Origin of the sequence: Arenimonas fontis (assembly GCF_008386465.1) — a bacterium.
Taxonomy (GTDB): Bacteria; Pseudomonadota; Gammaproteobacteria; order Xanthomonadales; family Xanthomonadaceae; genus Arenimonas; species Arenimonas fontis.
Genome location: NZ_VUOD01000005.1, coordinates 1 through 24,207, shown reverse-complemented (window position 1 = coordinate 24,207; position 24,207 = coordinate 1). Strand labels below are relative to the sequence as shown.

Sequence of the window (24,207 nt, the reverse complement as noted above, 5' to 3'; positions counted from 1 at the left end):
ATCAAAGGGTCAGATCAAAGGGTCAGATCAAAGGGTCAGATCAAAGGGTCAGATCAAAGGGTCAGAACGCTCATGAGCCCCAGCATTCCCCACGCCACTACCATCCTCTCGGTCCGCCGCGGCGGCCGGGTCGTCGTCGCCGGCGATGGCCAGGTCACGCTCGGCAACACGGTGATGAAGGCCAATGCCCGCAAGGTGCGGCGTCTGGCCGATGGCCGGGTGCTGGCGGGGTTCGCCGGCGCCGCCGCCGATGCCTTCACCCTGTTCGAGCTCTTCGAAGGCCAGCTGGAAAAACACGGCGGCCAGTTGGTGCGCGCCGCGGTCGAGATGGCCAAGGACTGGCGCACCGACCGCCGCCTGGGCCGGCTCGAGGCCCTGCTGGCGGTGGCCGACCGGGAAAGCTCGCTGATCATTTCCGGCAACGGCGATGTGATCGAACCCGAGGACGGCCTGCTGGCCATCGGCTCCGGCGGTCCCTATGCCCTGGCCGCGGCCCGCGCCCTGCTCCAGCACACCGGGCTGGACGCCCGCGCCATCGCCGAGGCGGCGCTGAACGTCGCCGGCGACATCTGCATCTACACCAACCGCAACCTCGTCATCGAGGAGCTGTGATGACCCAGCTGACCCCCCGCGAGATCGTCGGCGAGCTCGACCGCTACATCGTCGGCCAGGCCGCGGCCAAGCGCGCCGTCGCCATCGCCCTGCGCAACCGCTGGCGCCGCATGCAGCTGGAGCCGGGCATGCGCGACGAGGTGATGCCCAAGAACATCCTGATGATCGGCCCCACCGGTGTCGGCAAGACCGAAATCGCCCGTCGCCTGGCCGCCCTGGCCAACGCGCCCTTCGTCAAGGTGGAGGCGACCCGCTTCACCGAGGTCGGCTACGTCGGCAAGGACGTCGAGCAGATCATCCGCGACCTGGCCGAAGTGGCGGTGAAGATGTTCCGCGAGCAGGCCAAGCAGCGCGTGCGCACCCAGGCCGAAGAGCGCGCCGAGGACCGCATCCTCGAGGCGCTGTTGCCCAAGCGGCGCGGCCCCGGCTTCATGGTCGAGGTGGCGCCCGACGGCGAGGACGGCACCCGCGCCAAGCTGCGCAGGCAGCTGCGCGCCGGCGAACTGGACGAACGTGAGATCGAACTGGAGCTCGCCCAGCTCGGTGCCGGCCTGGACATCATGACCCCGCCCGGCATGGAGGAAATGGGCCAGCAGTTGCGGCAGATGTTCCAGAACCTCGGCGGTGGCCGTGCCAGCCGGCGCCACCTCACGGTGAAGGCGGCCCGGCCGCTGCTGATCGAGGAAGAGGCCGGCAAACTGGTCAACGAGGAGGAGATCCGCACCCAGGCGCTCGAGGCCTGCGAGCAGAACGGCATCGTCTTCATAGACGAAATAGACAAGGTGGCGCGGCGCAAGGACGTGGTCGGCGGCGCCGATGTCAGCCGCGAGGGCGTGCAGCGCGACCTGCTGCCGCTGGTGGAGGGCAGCACGGTCAATACCCGCTACGGGCCGGTCAAGACCGACCACATCCTGTTCATCGCCTCCGGCGCCTTCCACCTGTCCAAGCCCAGCGACCTGATTCCGGAGCTGCAGGGCCGCTTCCCGATCCGCGTCGAGTTGGACGCGCTCGGCCGCGAGGACTTCAAGCGCATCCTGACCGAGCCGAAAAACGCCCTGGTGCGCCAGTACACCGCCCTGCTGGCCACCGAGGGTGTGAACATCGGCTTCGACGCCGAGGCCATCGACCGCCTGGCCGAGATCGCCTTCCTGATCAACGAGCGCCAGGAGAACATCGGCGCCCGCCGCCTGCACACCGTGCTGGAGAAACTGCTGGAGAAGCTCAGCTTCGAGGCGCCGGACAAGGGCGGACTGTCGCTGATGGTGGACCGGGCCATGGTGGACGAGCAGCTCGGCGATGCCGTGCAGGACCCGGACCTGAGCCGTTACATCCTGTGAGCACCATGGCCGCGCCGCGCGTCACCGAGCTGGTGTTGCACAAGGCCTCGCACGTGCTGGAGGTGGCCTTCGACGACGGCGTCCGCTTCCGCCTGCCCTGCGAATACCTGCGGGTGGAATCGCCCAGCGCCGAAGTTCAGGGTCATGGCCCCGGGCAGAAGCAGCTGGTGGCCGGAAAGCGCGAGGTCAACATCACCGCCATCGAACCGGTCGGTCACTACGGCGTGCTGCTGCGCTTCGACGACGGCCACGACACCGGCATCTTCAGCTGGAGCTACCTGCGCGAGCTGGGCGAACAGCAGGAGCAGCGCTGGGCCGCCTATCTCGAGGCGCTGGAGCGGGCGGGCAGGCACCGCTAGGGCGGTTCCGCTTGGCACCGGCGGCCTGTCGCGCACAGGGCCCGGGTCAACTCACAGGGGCTTGGCCATCCGCAACAGCTCGTACTGCCAGCCCTCGGATTCGTACAGCGCCCGTGCCCGGGCGTTGCCCGGGAACACCGCCAGGGTCATCCGTTCGCAGCCGTGCTCGCGGGCGAAGGCCTCGGCAAAGGCGAGCATGCGCCGGGCATGGCCGCGCCCTTCGTGGCCCGGCGCCACTGCCAGATCGGAGACATGGCAATTGCGGCCGCCGGTGAAGAAGTCCTCGACCAGCTGCAGGTGCAGAAAACCGGCGCGGGTGCCGTCGTCTTCCTCCAGCACATAGGGAAACGAAGTGTCGGGGCGCTCGCCCAGCTGCCGCTGCAGATCCCGCCGGATTCCGGTATCAAGCATCGCCCGGGTGCGGGTGGCGGGCAGTGGAAATTCGGTGAAGCGCTCGGCCAGGCCGAGGATGAAGGCGTGATCGGTGGTGATGGCGGGGCGGATCGGCATGGCATGTCCGGGAAAGAGCGCGGTTGCGGACTCGTCTCCCGCCTTCGGCGAGCGCGTCGGGCAGGAGGGCCGGCTTATGGGCGACCGGGTCCGGGATCAGAGCAGTTCCAGCAGCTTCTCCGGCGGCCGGCCGATCACCGCCCTGTCGCCGTGTTCCAGCACCGGCCGTTCGATCAGGCGCGGGTGTTCGGCCAGCAGGTCCGCCCATCCCGCCGGGCTGCGCTCGTCGTCGGGCTTCAGGCCCAGGGCCTTGGCCTCGTCCTCCTTGAAGCGGACCAGGGCGCGCGGGTCGCCGCCCAGCTTGCGCAGCAGCTCGCGCAGGCGGGCAGGCGAGGGTGGCTGGCCCAGGTAGTCCACTATCTCCGCTTCGATCCCGCGCCCGGCCAGCAGGGCCAGGGCCTCGCGGGACTTGCTGCAGCGGGGGTTGTGCCAGAGCAGGTAGCGTTTCATGCCCGGGATGATGCCAGAGCCTCCCGGCGGGGGGATAATGCCGGCCATGGACGAGAAGACCCGGGGCGACACCACCCATTTCGGTTTCCGCGACGTGCCGGTGGCCGAGAAACAGAAGCTGGTCGGCCAGGTGTTCAGCTCGGTCGCGCGCCAGTACGACCTGATGAACGACCTGATGTCGCTGGGCATCCACCGGCTGTGGAAGCGGCACTTCGTCGCCACCTCGGGCGTGCGCCGCGGCGACCGGGTGCTCGACCTGGCCGGCGGCACCGGCGACATCGCCGCCCTGCTGCACGAGCGCGTCGGCGAGACCGGCAGCATCGTCCTGGGCGACATCAATGCCGACATGCTGGGCGTGGGCCGCGACCGCCTGACCGACCGCGGCCTGGTGCGCGGCCTGGACTACGTGCAGCTCGATGCCGAGGCGCTGCCCTTCCCGGACGGCAGCTTCGATCTGGTCACGATTGCGTTTGGCCTGCGCAACGTCACCGACAAACAGCAGGCCCTGAACGAGATGCGCCGCGTGCTCAGGCCAGGCGGCCGCGCCCTGGTGCTGGAGTTCTCGCAGGTGCGGCCGCAGTGGTTCCGGCCGGTCTACGACTTCCATTCCTTCCAGGTGCTGCCGCGCCTGGGCCGGATCTTCGCCCGCGACGAGGACAGCTACCGCTACCTGGCCGAGTCCATCCGCAAGCACCCGCCGCAGGAAGAACTCAAGGCGATGATGGAAGCGGCCGGCCTGGTCCGCTGCAGCTATCGCAACCTCAGCGCCGGCATCTGCGCCATCCACTCCGGCTACCGGGACTGATCGGGCTCCCCCGGGGCGGTACCGGCAAGGGGCGCAAGGCAGCCCGGGGCCCGCGTCCGCCCCGGCGCAGCCTCCTCCGGGCCGGGCGGGCGCCTGCGCTAGAATCGGCCGGTCCCGAACCGCCGGATACCGCCATGCGCCGTTTCGCTTTCCTGCTCGCCCTCCTGCTGGTTGCCGCGCCCGCCCCGGGCCAGGACCGCCTGACGGACGAGCATTCCTACGCACAGCCGGACAAGGTCCGGATCACCGACCTGGCCCTGGACCTGCGCCTGGACTTCGACCGGCGGCAGCTGGCCGGCGAGGCGGTGATGCGCCTGGAATGGCGGGATCAGGAGGCGCGCGAGCTGGTGCTGGACACCCGCGACCTGCGCATCGAAAAGGTCAGCGGCCGCAACGGCGAAGGCCGCTGGCGCAGCCTGGATTTCGAACTGGCTCCGCGCGACGAGCGTTTCGGCAGCAAGCTCACCATCAGCATGCGCCGGCAGTACGAGCAGGTCCGGGTGGTCTACGCTACCTCGCCCGAGGCCTCGGGCCTGCAATGGCTGGCGCCGACCATGACCTCGGGCCGGCAGCTGCCCTTCATGTTCAGCCAGTCCCAGGCCATTCACGCCCGCAGTTGGGTGCCCTTGCAGGACACCCCTTCGGTGCGTTTCACCTACAGCGCCCGCGTCCGCAGCCGCCCCGACGTGATGGTGCTGATGAGCGCCGACAACGACCCGGCCGCCGAGCGCGACGGCGATTACCGCTTTCGCATGCCGCAGCCGATTCCGTCCTATCTGCTGGCGATCGCCGCCGGCGACCTGGTGTTCAGGCCGATCTCCGCGCGCGCCGGCGTCTGGGCCGAGCCGCAGGTGGTGGACGCTGCGGTGAAGGAGTTCGAGGACACCGAGAAGATGATCCAGGTGACCGAGTCCCTGTACGGCCCCTACCGCTGGGAGCGTTACGACCTGCTGATCCTGCCGCCGTCCTTCCCGTTCGGCGGCATGGAGAATCCGCGCCTGAGCTTCATCACTCCAACCGTGATCGCCGGCGACAAGTCCCTGGTCGGCCTGATCGCCCACGAGCTGGCGCACTCCTGGTCCGGCAATCTGGTCACCAATGCCACCTGGAAGGACATGTGGCTGAACGAGGGATTCACCAGTTACGTCGAGAACCGCATCGTCGAGGCCCTGTACGGCAAGGAGCGGGCCGACATGGAGTTCGTGAACGCCCGCAACGGCCTGATCGAGGAGATGAAGCAGCTGCCGGAGGCGCAACAGGTGCTGATGCTGCCTGCGCGCGCCGGCTCCGACCCGGAGGACGCCCTGAGCGCGGTCGCCTATGACAAGGGTGCCTGGTTCCTGCAGTTCCTCGAGCAGCGTTATGGCCGCGAGGCCTTCGACCCGTTCCTGCGCGCCTGGTTCGACGAGCACGCCTTCCAGAGCGTGAGCAGCGAACGTTTCCTGGCCTTTCTGCGCGAACGGCTGATGGCGGCGCAGCCGGGCAAGGTCAGCGAGGCGGAGGTGATGGCCTGGATGAGCGAACCCGGCATTCCGGCCTTCGCGCCGCGCATCGAATCGCCGCGCCTGGCCGCCGTGGACCGCGCCCGCCAGGCCTGGCTGGACGAGCACAGCACCGCCCGCGATCTCGATACCGCGGGCTGGACCACCCAGGAATGGGTGTATTTCCTGGAGGGCCTGCCGGCGGAGCTGTCGGGCGAGCGGATGGTCGAGCTGGACCAGGCCTTCCGCTTCACCGGCACCGGCAATGGCGAGATCGCCCAGCGCTGGTATCCGCTCAGCGAGCGCAGCCGCTACTTCGAGGCGCGGCCGGCGATGTCGCTGTTCCTGCGCAAGATCGGCCGGCGCAAGTTGATCATGCCGACCTACGAGGCCCTGGCGGCCACGCCGGACGGCCTGGCTTTCGCCCGGCAGGTGTTCCGCATGGCGCGGCCGGGTTATCACCCGATCACGACCGCCTCGGTGGAGGCGCTGCTGGCCAAGGCCGAGGCGGCGCTCGAGGCCGAGACCCGGGCCGACTGAGGCATGGCCGGGCCGGGCCGCCGGCGCCTGCGTACGGCCCTGACGGCGGCGGCGGTGGCGCTGCTGGCGGCCCTGGCCCTGGCCTGGTACTCGCCCGAGGCCGTCCTGCGCGCCGAATTCGCCCGCCAGCGCTGGCTGGCCGGCGCCACGGTGGTGCAGATGCAGGCCGCGGGGCATCGCTGGGCCGTGCTGGAGGCCGGCCAGGGCGGGGCGGGGCCGACCGTGCTGCTGATACATGGTTTCGTCGGCAGCAAGGAAAACTGGCTGCCGCTGATCCGGGCCCTGCCCGAGCACTGGCATGTGTTGGCGCCCGATCTGCCCGGCTGGAACGAAAGCCAGCGCCTGGCCGGCGCCGACTACGGCCCGGTGGCGCAGGCAGAGCGCCTGGCCGCTTTCATCCGCCGCCTGCCGCGGCCACCGGACCTGGTGGTGGGGCACTCCATGGGCGGCCAGCTCGGCGGCCTGCTGGCGGCCCGCCATCCCGAGCTGGTGCCGCGACTGGTGCTGATGTCCTCGGCGGGCGTCGCCTTCGAAGAAAACGCCTTCGCCACGGCCGTGCTGGCCGGCGACAACCCCTTCGCCGTGACCGACCGGGCCGGCCTGCGTCGTTTCCTGGCCCTGACCTTCGCCGACCCGCCCTTCGTGCCCTGGCCGCTGGACGAGGCCCTGGTGCGCCGGCGTCGGGCCAACGGCGACTTCGAGCAGCAGGTGCTGGACGGCATCGGTCGCGGTCCGGAGGCCCTGTTGCTGCAGTCCCTGCTGCCGCGTATCCGGGTGCCGGTGCTGTTGCTGTGGTGCGACCGCGACCGGGTGATAGACGCCAGCGCCGCGGCGGTCTTCGCCGCGGGCCTGCCCGAGGCGCGGACCCTCGTCCTGCCCGGCTGCGGCCACATGCCGCTGATGGAACGGCCGCCTCAGGTGGCGGAGGCGATCGTCGGATTCGTCGCGTCGCCACCCTGAGGACCCGGGCAAGCGCCGCCGCCGGCCGGGCAAAGCGAAGGGCCGCCCTGGGGCGGCCCTTCCCGTCGCGGCGGGATGCCGGCCTCAGGGCGCCGTCGCCTCCGCCCGTGCCGCGTCGCGCGCCGCCCGGAAGGCATTGCCCTCGACGTAGTTCGGCCAGGCCTCGTTGCCGGCCAGTTCGCGGCCGACACCGTACAAGGCCTGCAGGTCCTGCACCACGCCACGCAGATCCCAGGCCGGGTCGAACTCGTCAGCCGGCTTGTGGTAGGCCTCGGCGATGTACCGCGCCTGCACCTCGCGGCCGTAGTCCACGCCCTTCTCCACGTGGTCGATGCCGCCCTTGGCGTACAGGGCCGGCACGCCGTGCTTCGCGAAGCTGAAGTGGTCGGAGCGGAAGAAGAAGCCCTTCTCCACGCCGTCCTCCTCGACCAGCACCCGGCCCTGGGCCTCGGCGATCGGCCGCAGCACCTCGTCCAGCTCGCTGTTGCCCAGGCCGATCACCACGAAGTCCCGGGTCGGCCCGACCACCGGCATGGCGTCCAGGTTCACCACCGCCACGGTGTCCTTGAGCGGGATGACCGGGTTGGCGGCGTAGTACTTCGAACCCAGCAGGCCGGATTCCTCGAGCGTCACCAGCAGGAAGACCACGCTGCGCTCCGGCGCCGGATCCTGCACGGTGAAGGCCTCGGCGATCTCCAGCACCCCGGCCACGCCGGTGGCGTTGTCGATGGCGCCGTTGTAGATGTGGTCCTCGCCCTGGCCGGCGGCTGACTCGCCGCCGCCGTGGCTGGCGCCGTGGTCGCCCAGGTGGTCCCAGTGCGCGGTGTAGACGATGGCCTCTTCCGGGCGTTGGCTGCCGGGCAGCACGGCCAGGATGTTGCGCGAGCTGGACTCCTCGATGCTGGAGTTCAGTTCCGCGCTGAAGCTGGCGTCGCCCAGGTCCACGGCGGTGAAGCCGGGCTTGTTGGCGGCGGCGCGCAGCTGCTGGAAGTCCAGGCCGGCCCGGGCGAACAGCTCCGTGGCCACCTCGCCGGTGATCCAGCCCTGCATCGGCAGGCGCGGTTCGGGGTCGGCGCTGACCGGCAGGTCGTACTGCTCGCCCGACCAGCTGTTCCTGACCACGTCCCAGCCGTAGCCGGCGCCGGCGTCGTCGTGGACGATCAGCGCGGCGGCGGCACCCTGGCGGGCGGCCTCTTCGTACTTGTAGGTCCAGCGGCCGTAGTAGGTCATCTTCTTGCCGGCGAACAGGCTGTCGTCGCCGGCGTGGAAGCCGGGATCGTTGACCAGGATGACCACGGTCTTGCCCTTGACGTCCAGGCCGGCGTAGTCGTTCCAGCCGGCCTCGGGCGCGTTCACGCCATAGCCGACGAAGACCAGCTCGCTGTTCTCGACCGCGACCCGGGGCTGGGCGGTGCGGGTGCCCAGGGCCATGTCCGTGCCCCAGGCCAGCGGGCGATCCTCGCCGCCGATCGTGAACCTGGCCCAGCTGCTGGACTCGTCGGCGGTGGTCGCCACCATCGGCACGTCCTGGAACCAGCTGTCGCCGTTGCCGGGCTTCAGGCCCAGGCGCTGGAACTGGGCGACCAGGTAGTCGGCGGTTTTCTGTTCACCGTCGGTGCCGGGGGCGCGGCCGCCGAACTCGTCGGATGCCAGCACCTTCACGTGGGCGGCAAAATCCTCGGCCGAGATCTCCGGGCCGAAACCGTGGCCGGCCGCAGGCGCCGAAGCTGCCTGCGGCCCATCGGCCGGCGCCGGCGCCTGGCTGCAGGCCGCCAGCGCCAGGGCGGCGGCGGCGAAGAGCAGGGTGTGCTTCATGGGCTTCTCCGTAAACGGGGAGGCCCGATTCTAGCCGCAACCCGCGCTTCGCACTGCAGGCCCGGACGCCGGGCTCAGCGCGGGGGCTGGTCGCCGGAATAGCGCTGGGCGGTGGCGCCGGTGACCTTGCCGATCCTGGCGGTCTCGTGCACGAACAGCTCGACCTCGCGCTCGAACACCATCTCGCCCACCACCTCGGAGTCGCGGCCGATCACCACGCGCGGGTCGCGCGAGCCGCTCCAGTTCCAGCCCTTGGGCTTCTCGTAGCGGATGCCGCCACGCACCACCGAACCGTCTTCCAGGGTGAGATCGCCGTTGACGCTGTGGATGCCGCCGCCGACCACCGCACGCCTGAGCGAGATCGCGCCGTTGACGGTGCTCAGCTCGCCGCCGATACGGGCGCCGGGCATCAGTTTGACGCCGCCGTTGACCGTTTCGACCTCGTCCTCGACCTGGACGCCGTCCGCCAGCCGGATGGCGCCGTTGACGGTGCTCAGGTTGCCGGCCTGGGCTTCGCGATCCAGGCTGATGCCACCGTTGACCGTGCTGGCGCTGCCTACCCGTGCACGTTCGCCGACACTGATGCCGCCGTTGACCGTCTCGGCTTCGCGCACCACCGCGTTCTCGCGGATGGTGATGCCGCCATTTACCGAATCCAGCGAGCCGTACTCGCGGCCTTCCTCGGCGGTGATGCCGCCGAAGACCTTGCTGATGCTTTCCTTGGCCGGGGCCGGGCCGGCCGACAGGGCCAGGGACAGGGCAACGAGGGGGACGAGGGTGCGTACGCGCATGGCAGGTGACTCCTGTGGACGTACCCGGTCCGATGCCCGCGGGCCGGCCGGGGTTTAAGGCAACGCTGATTAGGTCAGCGTTGCCCGCGCGCCATGGATGGCGCGCCCGCGGACCAGGCACGCAAGTGCTTGATCCGCGGGCGCAAGTCCGGACATGTGCCGGACTTGCGACCACTGAACACGTCCAGGATGGACTTGTTCAGTGTTGCCTTTACGGGCCGCTGAAGTATGCACGGGCCCAGCCTCCCCCCGCCGGCTACAATTCGCCCGTGCCAGACGTACCGGAGACCGCCTTGCCGACCGCCACCGCCCGCCCCAAGCCCCTGTTGCTGCTGATCCTGGACGGCTGGGGCCACCGCGAGGATCCGACCGACAACGCCCTGGCCCAGGCCCGGCTGCCGAACTGGCGACGGCTGCTGGCCGAGTGCCCGCATACCCTGGTGCACACCGAGGGCCGGCACGTGGGCCTGCCGGACGGCCAGATGGGCAATTCCGAGGTCGGCCACATGAACATCGGCGCCGGCCGCATCGTCTATCAGGACCTGAGCCGCATAGACGCCGCCATCGAGGACGGCAGCTTCTTCGCCAACCCCGAGCTGGTGGCCGCCTGCGAGGGCGCGAAGGCCGCCGGCGGCACCCTGCACCTCATGGGCCTGCTGTCCCCGGGCGGCGTGCACAGCCACGAGGAACACCTGTTCGCCATGATCGAGCTGGCCCGTCGCCGGGGCGTGGCCGACATCGCCGTGCACGCCTTCCTGGACGGCCGTGACACGCCGCCGCGGTCGGCCGGGCCCAGCCTGGCCCGGCTGCAGGCCCTGTGCGCCGAGGGCGACGTGCGCGTGGCCACGGTGATCGGCCGCTACTGGGCGATGGACCGCGATCGCCGCTGGGACCGGGTCGAGCGGGCCTGGAAGGCCATCGTCGAGGCCGAAGCCGACGACACCGCCTCCGATGCCATCACCGCGCTCGAGGCCGCCTACGGCCGCGAGGAGAACGACGAGTTCGTCCAGCCGACGGTCATCAGCGGTCACCGGCCGATGGCCGACGGCGATGCGGTGGTGTTCATGAACTTCCGTGCCGATCGCGCCCGCCAGCTGACCGCCGCCTTCGTGGCTCCGGGCTTCGATGGCTTCGCCGCCCGCCGGCCTGCCCTGTCGCGCTTCGTCTGCCTGACCGAGTACGACGCGAAACTGCCGGCACCGGTGGCCTTCGGCCCCGAGGACCTGCGCAACACCCTGGGCGAGGTGCTCAGCGCCCACGGCCTGAGCCAGCTGCGCATCGCCGAAACCGAGAAGTACGCCCATGTCACCTTTTTCCTGAGCGGGGGCAAGGAAACCGTGTTGCCGGGCGAGGAGCGGGTGCTGGTGCCCTCGCCGCCGGTCGCCACCTACGACCTGCAGCCGGAGATGAGCCTGCCGCAACTGACCGCCAGGCTGACCGAGGACATCCGCGCACGCCGGCACGACGTGATCGTCTGCAACATCGCCAACCCCGACATGGTCGGCCACACCGGCGTGATGGCGGCGGCGGTGAAGGCCGCCGAGGCCGTGGACGATGCCCTGGGCGCCATCCGCACCGCGCTGGAGGCCGTGGGCGGCGAGATGATCGTCACCGCCGACCACGGCAACCTGGAAATGATGCGCGACCCGGACACCGGCCAGCCGCACACCTCGCATACGGTCGGGCCGGTACCCCTGGTTTACGTCGGCCGCCGCCGGGTCCGCCTGCGTGAAGGCGGGGCCCTGCGCGACATCGCTCCGACCCTGCTGGACTTGCTGGACCTGCCCAGGCCGGCCGAGATGAGCGGTCGTTCGCTGCTGGAGCCGGCTTGATCCGCATCCTGGCGCTGGCACTGCTGCTGGCCGCGCCGGCGGCGTCGGCCCGGAACGACCAGGCCAGCGAGGAAAGCCGGGCGCAGCAGCGCCTGGAGACCCTGCGCGGCCAGATCAGGACGATCACCGCCGAGCAGCGTGCCGCCGAGGGCGAACGCGGCCAGGCGACCCGGGCCCTGCGCGAGGCCGACGCCCGGGTCGCCGAAGCGGTGCGGGCGCTGCGCCGCACCGAGGCCGGCATCGCCACCCGTGAGCAGGAGCTGGCCGCCCTCGAGCAGGAGCGGACCCTGCTCGAGGCCGGGCTGTCCGAGCAGCGCGAGGTGCTGGCCGCCCTGGTCCGTTCCGCCTACGCGCTGGGCCGGCACGAACAGCTGAAGCTGCTGCTGGCCCAGGACCGCATGGCCGACCTGGCCAGGGTGCTTGCCTACCACCGCTATTTCCAGGCCGACCGCCAGCAGCGTATCGCCGGACTGGTCGCCGAGTTGCGTGACCTGGCCGAAGTGGCCCGGCGCATCCAGGAACAGCGCCAGCAACTGGAAAGCGCCCGCCGGCAGCAACAGGAGGAGCTGGCCCGGCTGGAAGCCGAGCGCGGCGAACGCGCCGCCGTCCTGGCGGAACTGCAGACCGGCTTCAAGGACCGGGCCGCCCGCCTGGCGGCCCTGGGGCGGGACGAGAAGGCGGTGCTGGGCCTGCTGGAACGCCTGCGCGATGCGGTCGCCGACATCCCGCGCCAGGTGGACGACACCCGCCCTTTCGCCAGCCGCCGCGGCCAGCTGCCCAAGCCCCTGGACGGACGTGTGCTGGCCGCCTTCGGCGGCCGCTTGCCGGATGGGCGACCCAGCGAGGGCTGGTTGGTCGGCGGCACGGCCGGGGCCGAAGTGCGGGCGGTGGCGCCCGGGCGGGTGGCCTTTTCCGACTGGCTCAAGGGCTACGGGCTGCTGACCATCATCGACCACGGTGATGGCTGGATGAGCCTGTACGCCTTCAACGACGCCTTGCTCAAGGACGTCGGCGACTGGGTGCGTGCCGGCGAGCCGGTGGCCACGGTCGGCAGTTCCGGCGGCCAGGGCCGGCCGGCGCTGTACTTCGAACTGCGCCGCGACGGCCGGCCGCAGGATCCCAGGCCCTGGTTGCGTCCCTGATACCACCCTGGCGCGATTGCCGGCAGCGGGCGTGCCGGGCGGCCGCCGTCCCGGATCAGGGGCCGGGACGAGCCCGCGGTGCCGGCGGTTGCCGCATCCGGCGGTCGCCCTCGTCGGCGGCGGGCCGGGGCATAATCGGCGCATGCGCATTCGCCTGGTCCTGCTGCTGTTCCTCCTGTCGCCGCCAATGGCGCCGGCGCCCGTCCATGCTGCGCAGGAACAGGCCGAGCGGGCGGCGGATGCCGGGCCGGCGCAGGTTCCCCTGGCCGAGATACAGCGCTACGTCTCGGTCTATCGCGCCATCCGGGACGCCTACGTCGAACCGCTGGATGACGAACAGCTGATGAAGGCGGCCCTGCGCGGCCTGCTGTCCGACCTCGATCCGCACAGCGCCTATCTGGAAGCCGACGAGGCCGAAGCCCTGCGCGAAGAGACCGAGGGCGCCTACAGCGGCATCGGCGTCGAGATCGAACAGCGGCCCGACCGCAGCATCCTGGTGGTGGCGCCGATAGACGGCACGCCGGCCCAGCGCGCCGGCCTGCGCGCCGGTGACGTCATCGTCGCCATCGACGGCCAGGCGCTGGACGGCGGCGCCGACCAGACCAGCCTGCGCCTGCGCGGGGAGCCTGGCAGCGCCGTGACCCTGACGGTCAGTCGCCCAGGCGAGCCGGTGCCGCGCGAGTTCACCATCGTCCGCGAGCGCATCGAGATCACCTCCGTGTCCGGTCGCCTGCTGGAACCGGGCTTCGGCTACCTGCGCATCAGCGCCTTCCAGGAAGACACCGCGCCACAGCTGCACCGGCAGCTGGCCCGGTTGCGGCGGGAATCCGGCGGTCCGCTGGCCGGCCTGGTGCTGGACCTGCGCTCCAATCCCGGCGGTTTGCTCAATGCCGCGGTCGAGGCGGCCGATACCTTCCTCGAGGACGGCCTGATCGTCAGCACCCGCGGCCGGCTGTCCTATGCCAACGCCAACTACCACGCCAAGGCCGGTGACCTGCTGGCGGGGGCGCCGATCGTGCTGCTGGTGGACGCCGGTACCGCCAGCGCCGCCGAAGTGATGGCGGCCGCCCTGCGCGATCACCGGCGCGCCCTGCTGATGGGCAGCCGTACCTTTGGCAAGGGCTCGGTGCAGACGGTCGTGCCGCTGGAGAACGGTGATTCGGTCAAGCTCACCACCGCCCGCTACTACTCGCCACGCGGCGATTCCATCCAGGCCAGTGGCCTGAGCCCGGACGTCCTGTTGCGTGGCACCCCCGGCAACGGCCTGCGCGAGCAGGACCTGCCCAGGCATCTGCGCGGGGACGGCGAGCGCACCGACGGTTACGCCCGCGGCGAAGTGATCGAGGGCGAGGAAGCGATCGGTCTGGCCCTGGCCAGACTGAAGGACGAACAGGCCGTGGCCCGTCGCGGCGACTGAGCGATGTCGGGTGAGTCTCAGTCCGGCCGCCCGCCCGGACCGGAACGGCCCTTCGTGGCGCCTTGCCGCGAACCCGGCTACGACGCGCCCTGGCGATGGCTGCGGCTGGGTTGGGCCGATCTGCGTCGCGCGCCCGGCCCCAGCCTGGTCCTGGGCGCAGTGGTGCTGCTGGTCAGCCTGGGCGTGTCGGCACTGGCCTGGCGCCTGGGCCGGTTCGCCCTGCTGGCGGCCCTGCTGTCGGGCTTCGTGTTCATCGCGCCGCTGTTGGCGACGGCCTTGTACGGGGTCAGCCGCGACCTCGCCGAGGGGCGCCGGCCGGGGCTGCGCGCATCACTGCGGCTGGCCCGGCGCGTGGTCGGCGAAGCGGCGGTGTTCGCCTTGGTGCAACTGGTGATCCTGCTGCTGTGGTCGCGTGCGGGCATGATGGTCAGCGCCTTCGTGCCGGTGCACGAGGGCGATACCCGGGCCCTGCTCGAGTTCCTGTTGTTCGGGTCGCTGGCCGGGTCGGTGTTCGCCGCCTTCACTTTCGCCGTCGCGGCGTTTTCCCTGCCGATGGTCGCCGATCGCGAGGTGGACATGATCACCGCCGGTCTCAGCAGCGTGAACGCCGTGTTGCGCAACAAGGGCGTGACCTTGCTGTGGGCGGCGCTGATCGTGGTGCTGACGGCGCTCGGCTTCGCCACGGCCTTCCTCGGCCTGGCGGTGGTGATGCCCTGGCTGGCCTACGCCGCCTGGCACGCCTATCGCGAGGTCGTGGATGCCTCGGCCTGGCCGCGGCGCGAGCAGGCCTAGCCGGCGGCGGAAAAGCGGGCGGCTAGCGCACCGCAGTCCGGTTGCGGCCGCCGCGCTTGGCCTCGTACAGGGCCTCGTCGGCACGGTTCACCACATCCTCTGGCCGGGGAGCCCCGCGGCTCAGGGCGACGCCCAGGCTGACCGTCACCGGCAGTTCGCCGGCCGAGGTGACGAAGAGCTCGCCGCCGATGCGCACCCGCAGTTTCTCGGCCGCGCGCCAGGCGGCGTCGGCATCCACGTCCTGCAGCAGGATCAGGAATTCCTCGCCGCCCCAGCGCCCGGCCAGGTCGTTGGCGCGCAGTTCCGCGCGCAGGCGCCGACCCAGCTCGCACAGCACTTCGTCACCGACCGCATGGCCCCAGGTGTCGTTGACCCGCTTGAAGTGGTCCAGGTCGGCCATCACCACCGCGTAGTGGCCACCGTGGCGGTCCACCCTGGCGTGGGCGGCGCGCAGGGCATCGTCCACGGCGCGCCGGTTGGGCAAGCCGGTCAGGGAGTCGGTCAGGGCGCTTTCGCGGATCTGCCGATTGGCCAGGAAGGCCTGGGCGTTGCCGCGGAACAGCAACTCGGCGATGACGGCGGCGACGACGGTGGCCAGCAGCGGATGCGTCGCCCAGGCGAGGGCCCGGGCCGGGCCGGGATCGAGCGACCACAGCAGCACGCCGCCCAGGACGATGCCGGGCAGGCAGATCGGCAGCAGGTCGCGGGCGCCGCGCACGGCCAGCACCGACACCGCCACCGTGGTGATCACCAGCCGCTGCAGGGCTTCATGCATCTGCACCTCGTGGCCGCCCAGGTGCAGGGCGGTGAGCCCCCAGGCCGCGATCATCACCCAGAACCCCAGCAACAGCGACAGTGGCCTGGGCCAGTCGCCTTCCGGCCGTTTCGCCGCCAGCACCAGCACCCACACGGCCGTCAGCAGGGCCGGCAGGCGCCAGACGGCGTGCAGCAGCCAGGGACCGACCCGGTCGCCGTCATGGCCCAGCAGGTACTCGAGTAGCTGCAGCAGCGACAAGGCCAGCAGCACCAGCCAGGCGGCCCCGATCGCCAGCCGCCGGGCCTGGCTGCGCTCGTGTGCCAGGTAGTCCGGCATGGCCAGCAGTTCCCGCCGCGCCAGGCGGCCGGTGTCGGAGCCCCGGGTCATGCCGCGTCCTCCCAGTGGGCGCGCCGCCGCCAGGCGGCCGCACGCGCGCCCCATCTTACATGGCGGCCTTGCCCGACGACGGCCCGGCGCGCCGGCGGCCGGGCCCGTGGCGGCACCAGTCCGTAAAGCGCAACCAATAGGTTGCGTATTGCCGAGACCGGCGCTAGGCTGTCATGCAACCAGGAGGTTGCCAATGAACGACACTGACCGCATCGTCCGCAGGATTACCCTGAACGCGCCTTTGCCGCGGGTATGGCGCGCGCTCACCGATTCCGAGCGCTTCGGCATCTGGTTCGGCGCCCGGTTCGCCGGGCCCTTCCAGCCCGGCAAGCGCCTGCGCGCCCGCCTGGTGCCTACCCGCATGGATGCGGAGATCGCCCGCGCCCAGGAAGCGTTCGAAGGCATGGAATTCGACATCGTGGTCGAGCGGATGGAACCGATGCGCCTGTTCTCCTTCCGCTGGCACCCGGGCGGCGATCCGGTGGAAACGCCCGAGTCCGCGCCGCCGGACGAGCAGATGACCCTGGTGGAGTTCACCCTGGAGCAAACCGCCGAAGGCGTGCTGCTGACGGTGGAGGAGTCCGGTTTCGACCGGGTACCGCCGGCCCGCCGGGCCAGGGCCTTCGCCGACAACGCCGAGGGCTGGACGGTGCAGATGGATCTGGTGGCCAGGTACCTGGCCGCGGAGCGCGATTGATGGGCCGGGCGCGTCCGCGCCGGCGTCGCGCCGGCGGAACCTTGCTGGCCGCGGCGCCGGCGTTCGCCGCGCTGGGCGAGCCGGTACGGCTGCACCTGGTCGGACGCCTGTGCCGGGAGGGGCCGTTGCCGGTGCTGCGTCTGGCCGAGGACCTGCCGATCAGCCGGCAGGCGGTCAGCAAGCACCTGGATGCGCTGGCCGAGGCCGGCCTGGTGGTGGGCGAACGCCGCGGTCGCGAGCGGATCTGGAGGCTGCGTCCTGAACGCCTGGACGAGGTGCGCCGGCACCTGGATGCGATCGCCGCGCAATGGGATCAGGCGCTGGCGCGCCTGCGCGGGCTGGTGGAGGAGGACTGACGGCCGCTCAGGCCATCATGTTGCCCAGTACGATCAGGAAGACCGTGCCCAGGATCGTCAGCCCGGAGAACACGGTACCGAGGATCGCGAAGATTTTCCGTCGCTCCCGCTGGAACAGGCCGGCGATGCCAAGTCCCAGGGCGACGACGTCCATGAACAGCAGGGCGATCAGCACCAGGCCGAGCAGGACGGCTTCGGGTGAGTTCTCGTCCAGCCCGCCCGGACGGGAGGCCTCCATCACGCCGGCGACGACGATGGCGGCGAAGATGGCGATGCCGGCGACCAGGCTGATGACGAACGCGGCGATGCCCAGCCCCGAATGTTTCGACTCCATGGCTTCCCCCGGATGTTGGCTCGCGGGCCGATGCGGCCGCGCCCCCGCGGCCGCCGGCGCAGACTACCAGCGGGCCGTCCGGGCCCGCCAGCCCGGTTTCAGGGCCGCGCTTCCAGCACCAGGTTGAAGGACGTTTCGGCGGCGCGCCGGAACCGGCTCAGGCCGTTGGCGCGGGCAAGTTGCGCCAGCCGGGCTTCGCCGGCCTGGGCGCCGAGCACATGCCGACCGCCTTCGGAAATGGCGTGGGCGCAACACAGCACCGACGAAGCGGAGTAGTACAGCCGCCCGACCGGGCCGACGTTGTCCTCGACCCGGTCGTGCGCGAACGGCTCCACCATCATGACGCTGCCGTCCGGGGCCAGGCTTTCCGCGGCGTGGCGCAGCGCCAGGTCGGGCGCGCCCAGGTCGTGCAGGCAGTCGAAGAAGCAGATCAGGTCGTACTCCAGCGCCGGGTAGCCGGCGGCATCGCGCACCTCGAACACCACCCGGTCGCCCAGGCCGGCGGCCTCGGCATTGCGTCGTGCCTCCTCGATGGAAGCGGCGTGCGGGTCGAAGCCCCAGAAACGCGACTGCGGAAAGGCCTGGGCCATCAGCAGGGTGGAGTGGCCGTGGCCGCAGCCGACATCGGCGACGCGCGCGCCGGCTTCCAGCCTGGCCACCATCCCGTCCAGGGCCGGTAGCCAGTCCCGGACCAGGTGGGTCCTGTAGCCGTTGCGGTAGAAGGCCGCCACGCCGCAGAACAGCCGGCCGTCGTGCTCGCCCCAGGCTACGCCCCGGCCGGTGCGGAAGGCCTCGACCGAACGTTCCTCGTCGGCCCACATCGAGGCCACCACCTGCCAGGCGTTGGGGAAGAACAGGGCGCTGTCCTCGTCGGCCAGCACGGCGGCTTCCTCCGTGCCCAGCTCGTAGGTGCGGCTGGCCGGGTGATAGGCGACGTAACCGCCGGCCACCTGCGAGTTCAGCCACTCCTGCACGTAGCGTTCGGCACAGCCGGCGCGATGCGCCACTTCCTCGGCGCTCAAGGGGCCGGCGCCGGCCATGGCCCGGTACAGGCCCAGGCGGTTGCCGAGGTGGATCATGAATCCGCCGTAGCTGCCGGACAGGTCGGTGAGGGCGCGGTCGAGCACCGCGTCCAGTCGGGCTTGTCGCATTTCCATTTTCCGCTCGTCTCCTCTTCGCTTTCGTTGCGGGCCGGGGGGCCTGGACTGGAAAAGCTGATCGTTGCCGCCGCCGTCCGGGAGAGCGAAACTGGGCCGGGACGGAGCCATTTCTGCCAGGAGCCGTCATGACGCAGCCGATCCACGTCAGCCTGCTGGCGATCCCGGAAGCCTCGATCTCCACCTTGCACGGCCTGTACGACGTGCTCGGCGCTTTCCCTCTCCTGCGCGGCCTGGACGACGCCATTCCGGCCGATCCTCCGTTCCGGGTGGAAATCGTCGCCGAGCGGCCAGGGCCGATGGTCCTGGCAGGCGGGTTGCAGGCGGTGGCCCAACGCGGAATAGACGAGCTGGACCGCACCGGCATCGTCATCGTGCCTTCGGTACTGTTGTCGGCGGAGGGTTGGAAGAAGGGTAGGTATCCCGCGCTGGTGGCGTGGCTCGGACGCATGCACGCCCGTGGCGCGATGCTGTGTTCGGCCTGCTCGGGCGTGTTCCTGATCGCCGAAGCCGGGCTGCTGGACGGACGCACCGTCACCATCCACTGGACTTACGCCGGGCATTTCGCCGACCTCTACCCGAGGGTGCTGTTGCGGCCGGAGCAGCCGCTGGTGGTTTCCGGCGAACGCGCCGAACTGGTGTCGTCGGGTGCCTCGATGTCCTGGCACGATCTGGTGCTGTACCTGATCGCCCGCGAGGCGGGCCCGGCGGTGGCGCAGTCGGCGGCAAGGTTCTTCGCCCTGCAATGGCATCGCGACGGGCTTGGGCCGTACATCGTGTTCGAAGGTCGGCGCGATCACGGCGACGCGGTCATTCTCGAGGCGCAGCGCTGGCTGGAACGCAACTATCCGGTGCCTTCCCCGGTCGAGAAGATGGCCCAGCGCACCGGTCTGGCCGAACGCACCTTCAAACGCCGCTTCCAGGCCGCGACCGGCCTGGCGCCGCTGGCCTACGTGCAGCGGCTGCGGGTGGAGGAGGCCAAGCGCCGGCTCGAGCGCACGGCCGAGCCGGTGGACGAGGTGGGCTGGCGGGTCGGCTACGAGGATCCGGCCTTCTTCCGCCGGCTGTTCCGCCGCGTCACCGGCATCACGCCGGGCCAGTACCGGCGCAAGTTCCAGCTACCCGTACCGGCCGGCTGAGCGGATTGCGACCCTTCCGCGCCGCCGGAGTTTCCGGCCGACGACCATGCCGGGGACTACGGGCCGGTGCGGGGGACCGCGCAGGGCGGCGGGCTGTGGCTGCGGTACGAGCGACGGCCGCCCTGGCAACTGCTTCCCCTGGGCGCGGACCTGTTCACCGTACCGGACGAGCCGACCAGACGGGTACGGTTCAGCCGCGAGGGCAAAGGCAAGATACGAGCCCTCGAGCTGCTGTGTCCCGACGGCGCCGGCCAGCACTTCCTGCGCTGAGCGCGCCGCTCAGAAACTGGAACCGGGCTGGCGCAGGAACTCCCGTTCCTCGGGCGTGGATTCGCGGCCGAGAATGGCGTTGCGGTGAGGGTAGCGACCGAAGCGGTTGATGATGGCCTTGTGCCGGCGCTCGAACTCCAGGTTTTCGGCGCTGCCGAAGCGGGCGAACAAGCGTTCGGCCTCGACGTGCACCGCCGGCGATTCGCTGTGCATGAACGGCATCAGCAGGAAGCCGGCCCTTACCGGCTCGAGCGCGCCCGCCGCGCCGGCGGCGACGGCTTCCTGCGCCAGCACCAGGGCCATGCCGTCATGGGCGAAGGCCTGCGGGCTGCCGCGATGGATGTTTCGCGGGAACTGGTCGAGCACGATGATCTCGGCCAGGCGTCCTTCCGCGTCGGCGCGCCAATGCCAGAGTTCGCCGCGGGCGGCCTGCAGCAGGCATTCGCCGAAACCGGCGCGCACCCGCTCGTCGAAGCCCGGGTCCGCCGCCCACCATTGCTCCGGGCGGGTCTGGACGAACCAGAATTCGAGTACCTGCGCCGGCGTCACGGCGGCGGATCTCAGCGGGGCTTGCCCGGCAGGGGAAAGGGCGTGACCACCTTCTCGCCGGTGCCGGCGTCGCGGATGCTGAGCTGGCCCTTGCGGTCCACTTCCTCCACCCGCACCACGCTCTGCATCGGCAGATGCAGCACGCGGGTGTGGGCGAACTCGTCGCGCAGGCGCTCCTCGGTCGGATCCACCACCACGCCCTCGTTGACGTCGAACACCAGGTCGGCCACCTCGGTGAAACCCCAGAGGCTGCTGGCCGACACCCGGCGGGCATACAGCTCGTACACCTTGCCGGCGTTGAGAAAGGTCACCTTGTAGAGCACGCGGCCGTTCATGCCGGCGATTATACGGCCGCGTTCACAGGCCGCGCGCGCGCCGGGCCAGGCCGGGCCTGACCGCCAGCGCGTAGGCCAGGCCCACCGAAAAACCGGCCAGATGGGCCCACCAGGCCACGGCGCCGAAACTGGGGCCTACGAACGTGAACACCAGCTGCAGCAGCGCCCACAGGCCGATCAGCAGGGCCGCCGGCGCCTTGATGAATTCCAGCCACAGGCCCAGCGGCAACACGATGCCCAGGCGGGCACCCGGGTACAGCGCCAGGTAGGCGCCGATCAGGGCGGACACGCCGCCGCTGGCGCCAATGATGGCGCGGGCCGGACTGCCCATCAGCAGTGCCGCCGCCAGGTTGGCCAGGGCGCCGCCGCCCAGGAACAGCAGCAGTTGCCGCCAGGGGCCGATGGCGCGTTCGCTGGGCAGGCCGAAGATCAGCAGGAACAGCACGTTGCCCAGCAAGTGCAGGGGACCGGCATGCATGAACAGGGCGCTGAGCAGGGTCAGCAGGCGTTCGTCGCGCAATGCCGCCCGCCACTCGGTGACGCTGCCCGACAGCGTGCCCCAACGCAGCAGGGCGCCGCGCCAGGCGGCATCGTCCGGCAGCAGGGCGATCCACAGGTAGGCGGCGCACATCAGCGCCACCAGCAGCGGCGTGGCCCAGCGCAGGCGGCGGCGTTGACGGCCGGGCAGGGCGACGAACACCGGATCAGCGCTCCAGCCAGTAGTCGTCGCCGTCCACCGACAACACGATGCCGTCGCGGCGGATTTCGCGCAGATGGACACCGTCGGCGACGGCGCCGCCCTCGGTCAGCCGGCGGCCGTCGAGGATGACGAAGCGGCGGGCCGGATCTTCGGCATAGACGTGCATGCTCAGCTTGAGCGGCGGCAGGCCGGCGCGCCGGTCCGCCCGCAGTTCGGTCAGGCGAGGCGGGGGCGCGGCAGCATGATCGGCGGCCGCGCCGGCGCCTGCCTGGGTATCGGTATCCGCGGGCCGGACACCGGCCGTGGTGTCCGGTTCCGGCGCGTGCGGGACGGCGTCCTGCCCGGCCGGTCCGGTCGTTGGCGGCAGCGGGGCTTTCGACAGCGGTCTCGGCGAAGGGACGCGCCCAGGGCCGGTCGCCGAACTCGCGGCGCCGACGATCGGCGCCGACACCGGCAATGGGGCGGTGCCGGAAGCCGCCGCCGGAGACGCGGAAGCGGCGGCCGCGGCCTGGCCGGAAGCGGCTGCGGAGGGGGCGGGCGGGGGGCTTGCCGGCGGGTTGGTCGGCGGCGGGCTGGTCGGTGCCGGCACCGCGCCCGCAGGCGCTGCGCCGACGACGGCGGCGACCGGCGCTTCGGTGGTTTCGCGGCTGCCGGACGGGCGCCAGGTCAGGAAAACCAGGGCCAGCGCCAACAGCCCGGCCAGGGCATAGCCGGTCCACGGCAGCCAGGAACGCCACCGGCGGGGGCCGGGGGCCACCGGGTCGGCGAACAGGTCCGGCGCTTGGCCGCGCCGGCGTTCGGTTTCGGATTTGCGCAGGGCATCGAGGATCAGCGACATCAGTCCAGACTCCGGCGCAACGTCGGCCCTTCGCCGTCGGTGGAGGACAGGGCCAACAGGGTTTCCGGGCCGATCACCCCGTCGGCAGCCAGGCCGTGCATGGCCTGCAGGCGACGGACCGCGACAGTGGCGCTGGCATCGAGCACGGCCGGCCCGGCCTCCGGACCGGCCATGCCGACACGGTCGCGCAGGCGATCGAGCACCCAGTCCACGGCCGGTCCGCTGCTGCCGGCCGGCACCGCGGCACCGAGAAAGGCAGGGCCCCGCCAGATCGCGGCATAGTCGCCGCGCCAGTAGCCGTCCATGGCCACACGGTCGGTATCGAAGCGGCCCCCGCCCAGCCACAGGCGCACCCGCAAGGCGTCGGCGCCAAGCAGGACGGCCCAGGCCTCGCCTCCCGGGGCTTCCAGGCGGAGCAGGGCGGGGCGGCCAAGCGCCACCAGCTTGTCCAGGCTGGCCCGGCCACGCAGGCAGAACAGGCCGGGCGAGAGAATCGGCGGACACGCCTCCGCCTCGGCTGCGGTTGCTTCGCCGGCACGCACGGCCCACAGCCCCAGCAGCTGAGCCCAGGCCGGACGGGGCGTCGGGCCTGCCGCCAGAATCCGCGCCGGCAGGTCGGCACCGGGAAGGTAGGGCACGGGATCGGCTGCGATGCGCGGCGGCACTCCGTTGTGGTCTTGCGGGGCGGCGGCGGGCGCAGGTTCCGCGACGTCACGCCGGGGCAGTTGCCACAGCAAGGCCAGCAGCGCCGCCAGCGCGATCGCCACCAGCACGCCCAGGCGCGGCCTGGGCAGTCTCGACAGCCGCGGCGCCAGGGCCTCGCGCGCCGCCTGCTCCACCCAGCGTTCGCCGACCTGCACCTGCTCGTGCACATAGCCGGCCAGCAGGGCCCGTTCGGCGACGATGTTGATCAGCCGCGGCACACCGCCGGAGTGTTGGTGGATACGCTTGACCGCCAGTTTCGTGAAGGGGAAACGCTTGCCCCCGGCGACGGCCCAGCGATGGCGCAGGTAGGCCTCGGTCTCCTCGGCGTCCAGGGGGGTCAGGTGGTAACGGGCGGTGATGCGCTGGGCGAGCTGGCGCAGATCGTCGCGGGCCAGCAGGTCGCGCAGTTCCGGCTGGCCCAGCAGCAGCACCTGCAGCAGCTTCTGGGTCGGGGTTTCCAGGTTGGTCAGCAGGCGAACCTGCTCGAGCGCCTCGACGCTGAGGTCCTGGGCCTCGTCGATCACCAGCACCACCCGCAGGCCTTCGGCATAGGCGTCCAGCAGAAAACGGTTGAGCGCGTCCACCAGGGCCTTGAGGCTGCCGCGGCCGCCGGCGACATCTATGCGCAGCTCCTCGCAGATGGTTTCCAGCAGCTCCACCGGGTTCTGGCGCGGGTTCAGCACCAGGGCGATCCGGGTCTTTTCGGGCAGCCGTTCCAGCAGCAGGCGGCAAAGCGTGGTCTTGCCGGTACCGACCTCGCCGGTCAACTGCACGAAACCACCGCCACCACCCTGGCCGATGCCGAACAGCAGGTGCGCGAGTGCGTCCCGGTGGCGTTCGCTCAGGAAGACGAAGCGCGGATCCGGGGTGATCGAAAAAGGCGGCTCACGCAGGCCGTAATGCTCGAGATACATGCGATCGGCAGGCCGGATGGGAGCCACAAGCCTGCCACACACCCGGGGCCCGCGTCCGGCGCCAACCCCAACCCTGTTCTGACCCTTTGATCTGACCCTAGGGTCAGATCAAAGGGTCAGATCAAAGGGTCAGATCAAAGGGTCAGATCAAAGGGTCAGATCAAAGGGTCAGATCAAAGGGTCAGATCAAAGGGTCAGATCAAAGGGTCAGATCAAAGGGTCAGAT

At 71.0% G+C, this 24,207-nt stretch carries 26 protein-coding genes; 14 read left to right on the top strand and 12 right to left on the bottom strand.

The features are described 5' to 3' along the window. Positions 1-72 precede the first annotated feature (72 nt). Genes hslV through F0415_RS07790 form a run of 3 tightly spaced genes read left to right on the top strand, consistent with a single transcriptional unit; the run spans position 73 to position 2,308 of the window. On the top strand, positions 73-612 hold the full coding sequence (gene hslV, locus F0415_RS07800; protein ID WP_149860654.1) for an ATP-dependent protease subunit HslV: 540 nt from the start codon (positions 73-75) through the stop codon (positions 610-612). Continuing rightward, a complete protein-coding gene (hslU, locus tag F0415_RS07795; protein WP_149860653.1) occupies positions 612-1,949 on the top strand; it encodes an ATP-dependent protease ATPase subunit HslU in 1,338 nt (445 codons plus the stop codon). Before hslV ends, hslU begins: the two co-directional genes overlap by 1 nt. Before the next feature lie 5 nt (positions 1,950-1,954). After that, a complete protein-coding gene (locus F0415_RS07790; protein WP_149860652.1) occupies positions 1,955-2,308 on the top strand; it encodes a gamma-butyrobetaine hydroxylase family protein in 354 nt (117 codons plus the stop codon). A 51-nt stretch (positions 2,309-2,359) separates the two neighbouring features. On the opposite strand, the gene F0415_RS07785 is transcribed toward F0415_RS07790, so the two are convergent. Together F0415_RS07785 and arsC are read right to left on the bottom strand one after the other, a co-directional pair. Further along, positions 2,360-2,818 (bottom strand): GNAT family N-acetyltransferase, encoded by a 459-nt coding sequence (locus F0415_RS07785; protein WP_149860651.1) that lies wholly within the window; start codon positions 2,816-2,818, stop codon positions 2,360-2,362. Between the two features lie 96 nt (positions 2,819-2,914). Further along, positions 2,915-3,268: an arsenate reductase (glutaredoxin) gene (gene arsC / locus F0415_RS07780; RefSeq protein WP_149860650.1), complete on the bottom strand. Its 354-nt coding sequence runs from the start codon at positions 3,266-3,268 to the stop codon at positions 2,915-2,917. A gap of 46 nt (positions 3,269-3,314) precedes the next feature. Between arsC and ubiE the strand changes: the two genes are divergently transcribed. The 3 genes from ubiE (at position 3,315) to F0415_RS07765 (ending at position 7,054) form a co-directional block, all read left to right on the top strand. Next, positions 3,315-4,073: a bifunctional demethylmenaquinone methyltransferase/2-methoxy-6-polyprenyl-1,4-benzoquinol methylase UbiE gene (ubiE, locus tag F0415_RS07775; RefSeq protein ID WP_149860649.1), complete on the top strand. Its 759-nt coding sequence runs from the start codon at positions 3,315-3,317 to the stop codon at positions 4,071-4,073. A gap of 134 nt (positions 4,074-4,207) precedes the next feature. Beyond that, complete coding sequence (locus F0415_RS07770; RefSeq protein WP_149860648.1) at positions 4,208-6,094, top strand: M1 family metallopeptidase; 1,887 nt, start codon at positions 4,208-4,210, stop codon at positions 6,092-6,094. 3 nt (positions 6,095-6,097) lie between these two features. Continuing rightward, a complete protein-coding gene (locus F0415_RS07765) occupies positions 6,098-7,054 on the top strand; it encodes an alpha/beta fold hydrolase (RefSeq protein WP_149860647.1) in 957 nt (318 codons plus the stop codon). Between the two features lie 84 nt (positions 7,055-7,138). Here the strand turns inward: F0415_RS07765 and F0415_RS07760 are convergent, their stop codons facing one another. Both F0415_RS07760 and F0415_RS07755 read right to left on the bottom strand, forming a co-directional pair. Continuing rightward, the gene (locus F0415_RS07760) at positions 7,139-8,869 is read right to left on the bottom strand and encodes a M28 family metallopeptidase (protein ID WP_149860646.1); all 1,731 of its coding nucleotides are present in this window, start codon (positions 8,867-8,869) and stop codon (positions 7,139-7,141) included. A gap of 74 nt (positions 8,870-8,943) precedes the next feature. After that, a complete protein-coding gene (locus tag F0415_RS07755) occupies positions 8,944-9,660 on the bottom strand; it encodes a DUF4097 family beta strand repeat-containing protein (protein ID WP_149860645.1) in 717 nt (238 codons plus the stop codon). Between the two features lie 293 nt (positions 9,661-9,953). On the opposite strand from F0415_RS07755, the gene gpmI reads away from it, so the two are divergent. From gpmI to F0415_RS07735, 4 genes are all read left to right on the top strand, one after another. Then, on the top strand, positions 9,954-11,492 hold the full coding sequence (gene gpmI / locus F0415_RS07750) for a 2,3-bisphosphoglycerate-independent phosphoglycerate mutase (protein ID WP_246149914.1): 1,539 nt from the start codon (positions 9,954-9,956) through the stop codon (positions 11,490-11,492). Then, a complete protein-coding gene (locus tag F0415_RS07745) occupies positions 11,489-12,634 on the top strand; it encodes a murein hydrolase activator EnvC family protein (RefSeq protein ID WP_149860643.1) in 1,146 nt (381 codons plus the stop codon). Before gpmI ends, F0415_RS07745 begins: the two co-directional genes overlap by 4 nt. A gap of 142 nt (positions 12,635-12,776) precedes the next feature. Continuing rightward, on the top strand, positions 12,777-14,051 hold the full coding sequence (locus F0415_RS07740; RefSeq protein WP_149860642.1) for a S41 family peptidase: 1,275 nt from the start codon (positions 12,777-12,779) through the stop codon (positions 14,049-14,051). Positions 14,052-14,105: 54 nt separating this feature from the next. Continuing rightward, complete coding sequence (locus F0415_RS07735; RefSeq protein WP_188310331.1) at positions 14,106-14,843, top strand: DUF2189 domain-containing protein; 738 nt, start codon at positions 14,106-14,108, stop codon at positions 14,841-14,843. Positions 14,844-14,865: 22 nt separating this feature from the next. On the opposite strand, the gene F0415_RS07730 is transcribed toward F0415_RS07735, so the two are convergent. After that, a complete protein-coding gene (locus F0415_RS07730) occupies positions 14,866-15,987 on the bottom strand; it encodes a GGDEF domain-containing protein (RefSeq protein ID WP_188310330.1) in 1,122 nt (373 codons plus the stop codon). A gap of 193 nt (positions 15,988-16,180) precedes the next feature. Between F0415_RS07730 and F0415_RS07725 the strand changes: the two genes are divergently transcribed. Together F0415_RS07725 and F0415_RS07720 are read left to right on the top strand one after the other, a co-directional pair. Beyond that, positions 16,181-16,684: an SRPBCC family protein gene (locus tag F0415_RS07725; protein ID WP_149860639.1), complete on the top strand. Its 504-nt coding sequence runs from the start codon at positions 16,181-16,183 to the stop codon at positions 16,682-16,684. Then, positions 16,684-17,040 (top strand): ArsR/SmtB family transcription factor, encoded by a 357-nt coding sequence (locus F0415_RS07720; protein WP_149860638.1) that lies wholly within the window; start codon positions 16,684-16,686, stop codon positions 17,038-17,040. The genes F0415_RS07725 and F0415_RS07720 overlap by 1 nt, the downstream gene beginning before the upstream one ends. 7 nt (positions 17,041-17,047) lie before the next feature. Here the strand turns inward: F0415_RS07720 and F0415_RS07715 are convergent, their stop codons facing one another. After that, complete coding sequence (locus F0415_RS07715) at positions 17,048-17,374, bottom strand: hypothetical protein (protein WP_149860637.1); 327 nt, start codon at positions 17,372-17,374, stop codon at positions 17,048-17,050. 98 nt (positions 17,375-17,472) lie between these two features. Then, positions 17,473-18,525, bottom strand: a complete 1,053-nt coding sequence (locus F0415_RS07710) for a class I SAM-dependent methyltransferase (protein WP_210244171.1) — start codon at positions 18,523-18,525, stop codon at positions 17,473-17,475. A 134-nt stretch (positions 18,526-18,659) separates the two neighbouring features. Between F0415_RS07710 and F0415_RS07705 the strand changes: the two genes are divergently transcribed. Together F0415_RS07705 and F0415_RS07700 are read left to right on the top strand one after the other, a co-directional pair. Beyond that, positions 18,660-19,670 (top strand): GlxA family transcriptional regulator, encoded by a 1,011-nt coding sequence (locus F0415_RS07705; protein ID WP_149860635.1) that lies wholly within the window; start codon positions 18,660-18,662, stop codon positions 19,668-19,670. Between the two features lie 66 nt (positions 19,671-19,736). Then, positions 19,737-19,940: a hypothetical protein gene (locus tag F0415_RS07700; RefSeq protein WP_149860634.1), complete on the top strand. Its 204-nt coding sequence runs from the start codon at positions 19,737-19,739 to the stop codon at positions 19,938-19,940. Between the two features lie 9 nt (positions 19,941-19,949). Here F0415_RS07700 and F0415_RS07695 read toward each other — a convergent pair whose 3' ends face one another. The 5 genes from F0415_RS07695 to F0415_RS07675 are packed head-to-tail and all read right to left on the bottom strand — an operon-like array spanning position 19,950 to position 23,981. Beyond that, on the bottom strand, positions 19,950-20,489 hold the full coding sequence (locus F0415_RS07695) for a DUF924 family protein (RefSeq protein ID WP_149860633.1): 540 nt from the start codon (positions 20,487-20,489) through the stop codon (positions 19,950-19,952). Positions 20,490-20,500: 11 nt separating this feature from the next. Further along, a complete protein-coding gene (locus F0415_RS07690; protein WP_149860632.1) occupies positions 20,501-20,824 on the bottom strand; it encodes a DUF1820 family protein in 324 nt (107 codons plus the stop codon). A gap of 22 nt (positions 20,825-20,846) precedes the next feature. Beyond that, a complete protein-coding gene (locus F0415_RS07685; RefSeq protein ID WP_149860631.1) occupies positions 20,847-21,524 on the bottom strand; it encodes a rhomboid family intramembrane serine protease in 678 nt (225 codons plus the stop codon). A gap of 4 nt (positions 21,525-21,528) precedes the next feature. Continuing rightward, complete coding sequence (locus tag F0415_RS07680) at positions 21,529-22,362, bottom strand: general secretion pathway protein GspB (protein WP_149860630.1); 834 nt, start codon at positions 22,360-22,362, stop codon at positions 21,529-21,531. After that, positions 22,362-23,981: an ExeA family protein gene (locus tag F0415_RS07675; protein WP_149860629.1), complete on the bottom strand. Its 1,620-nt coding sequence runs from the start codon at positions 23,979-23,981 to the stop codon at positions 22,362-22,364. The genes F0415_RS07680 and F0415_RS07675 overlap by 1 nt, the downstream gene beginning before the upstream one ends. Between the last annotated feature and the right edge of the window lie 226 nt (positions 23,982-24,207).

Excerpts from the sequence above, each read along its gene's own strand:
- F0415_RS07710 (WP_210244171.1), bottom strand. The coding sequence starts at position 18,525 with ATGCGACAAGCCCGACTGGACGCGGTGCTCGACCGCGCCCTCACCGAC.
- F0415_RS07765 (WP_149860647.1), top strand. The coding sequence starts at position 6,098 with ATGGCCGGGCCGGGCCGCCGGCGCCTGCGTACGGCCCTGACGGCGGCG.
- F0415_RS07755 (WP_149860645.1), bottom strand. The coding sequence starts at position 9,660 with ATGCGCGTACGCACCCTCGTCCCCCTCGTTGCCCTGTCCCTGGCCCTG.
- F0415_RS07740 (WP_149860642.1), top strand. The coding sequence starts at position 12,777 with ATGCGCATTCGCCTGGTCCTGCTGCTGTTCCTCCTGTCGCCGCCAATG.
- hslU (WP_149860653.1), top strand. The coding sequence starts at position 612 with ATGACCCAGCTGACCCCCCGCGAGATCGTCGGCGAGCTCGACCGCTAC.
- F0415_RS07770 (WP_149860648.1), top strand. The coding sequence starts at position 4,208 with ATGCGCCGTTTCGCTTTCCTGCTCGCCCTCCTGCTGGTTGCCGCGCCC.
- F0415_RS07715 (WP_149860637.1), bottom strand. The coding sequence starts at position 17,374 with ATGGAGTCGAAACATTCGGGGCTGGGCATCGCCGCGTTCGTCATCAGC.
- F0415_RS07680 (WP_149860630.1), bottom strand. The coding sequence starts at position 22,362 with ATGTCGCTGATCCTCGATGCCCTGCGCAAATCCGAAACCGAACGCCGG.
- F0415_RS07705 (WP_149860635.1), top strand. The coding sequence starts at position 18,660 with ATGACGCAGCCGATCCACGTCAGCCTGCTGGCGATCCCGGAAGCCTCG.
- ubiE (WP_149860649.1), top strand. The coding sequence starts at position 3,315 with ATGGACGAGAAGACCCGGGGCGACACCACCCATTTCGGTTTCCGCGAC.
- F0415_RS07725 (WP_149860639.1), top strand. The coding sequence starts at position 16,181 with ATGAACGACACTGACCGCATCGTCCGCAGGATTACCCTGAACGCGCCT.
- arsC (WP_149860650.1), bottom strand. The coding sequence starts at position 3,268 with ATGAAACGCTACCTGCTCTGGCACAACCCCCGCTGCAGCAAGTCCCGC.
- hslV (WP_149860654.1), top strand. The coding sequence starts at position 73 with ATGAGCCCCAGCATTCCCCACGCCACTACCATCCTCTCGGTCCGCCGC.
- F0415_RS07675 (WP_149860629.1), bottom strand. The coding sequence starts at position 23,981 with ATGTATCTCGAGCATTACGGCCTGCGTGAGCCGCCTTTTTCGATCACC.
- F0415_RS07790 (WP_149860652.1), top strand. The coding sequence starts at position 1,955 with ATGGCCGCGCCGCGCGTCACCGAGCTGGTGTTGCACAAGGCCTCGCAC.
- F0415_RS07730 (WP_188310330.1), bottom strand. The coding sequence starts at position 15,987 with ATGACCCGGGGCTCCGACACCGGCCGCCTGGCGCGGCGGGAACTGCTG.
- F0415_RS07720 (WP_149860638.1), top strand. The coding sequence starts at position 16,684 with ATGGGCCGGGCGCGTCCGCGCCGGCGTCGCGCCGGCGGAACCTTGCTG.
- F0415_RS07760 (WP_149860646.1), bottom strand. The coding sequence starts at position 8,869 with ATGAAGCACACCCTGCTCTTCGCCGCCGCCGCCCTGGCGCTGGCGGCC.
- F0415_RS07785 (WP_149860651.1), bottom strand. The coding sequence starts at position 2,818 with ATGCCGATCCGCCCCGCCATCACCACCGATCACGCCTTCATCCTCGGC.
- F0415_RS07690 (WP_149860632.1), bottom strand. The coding sequence starts at position 20,824 with ATGAACGGCCGCGTGCTCTACAAGGTGACCTTTCTCAACGCCGGCAAG.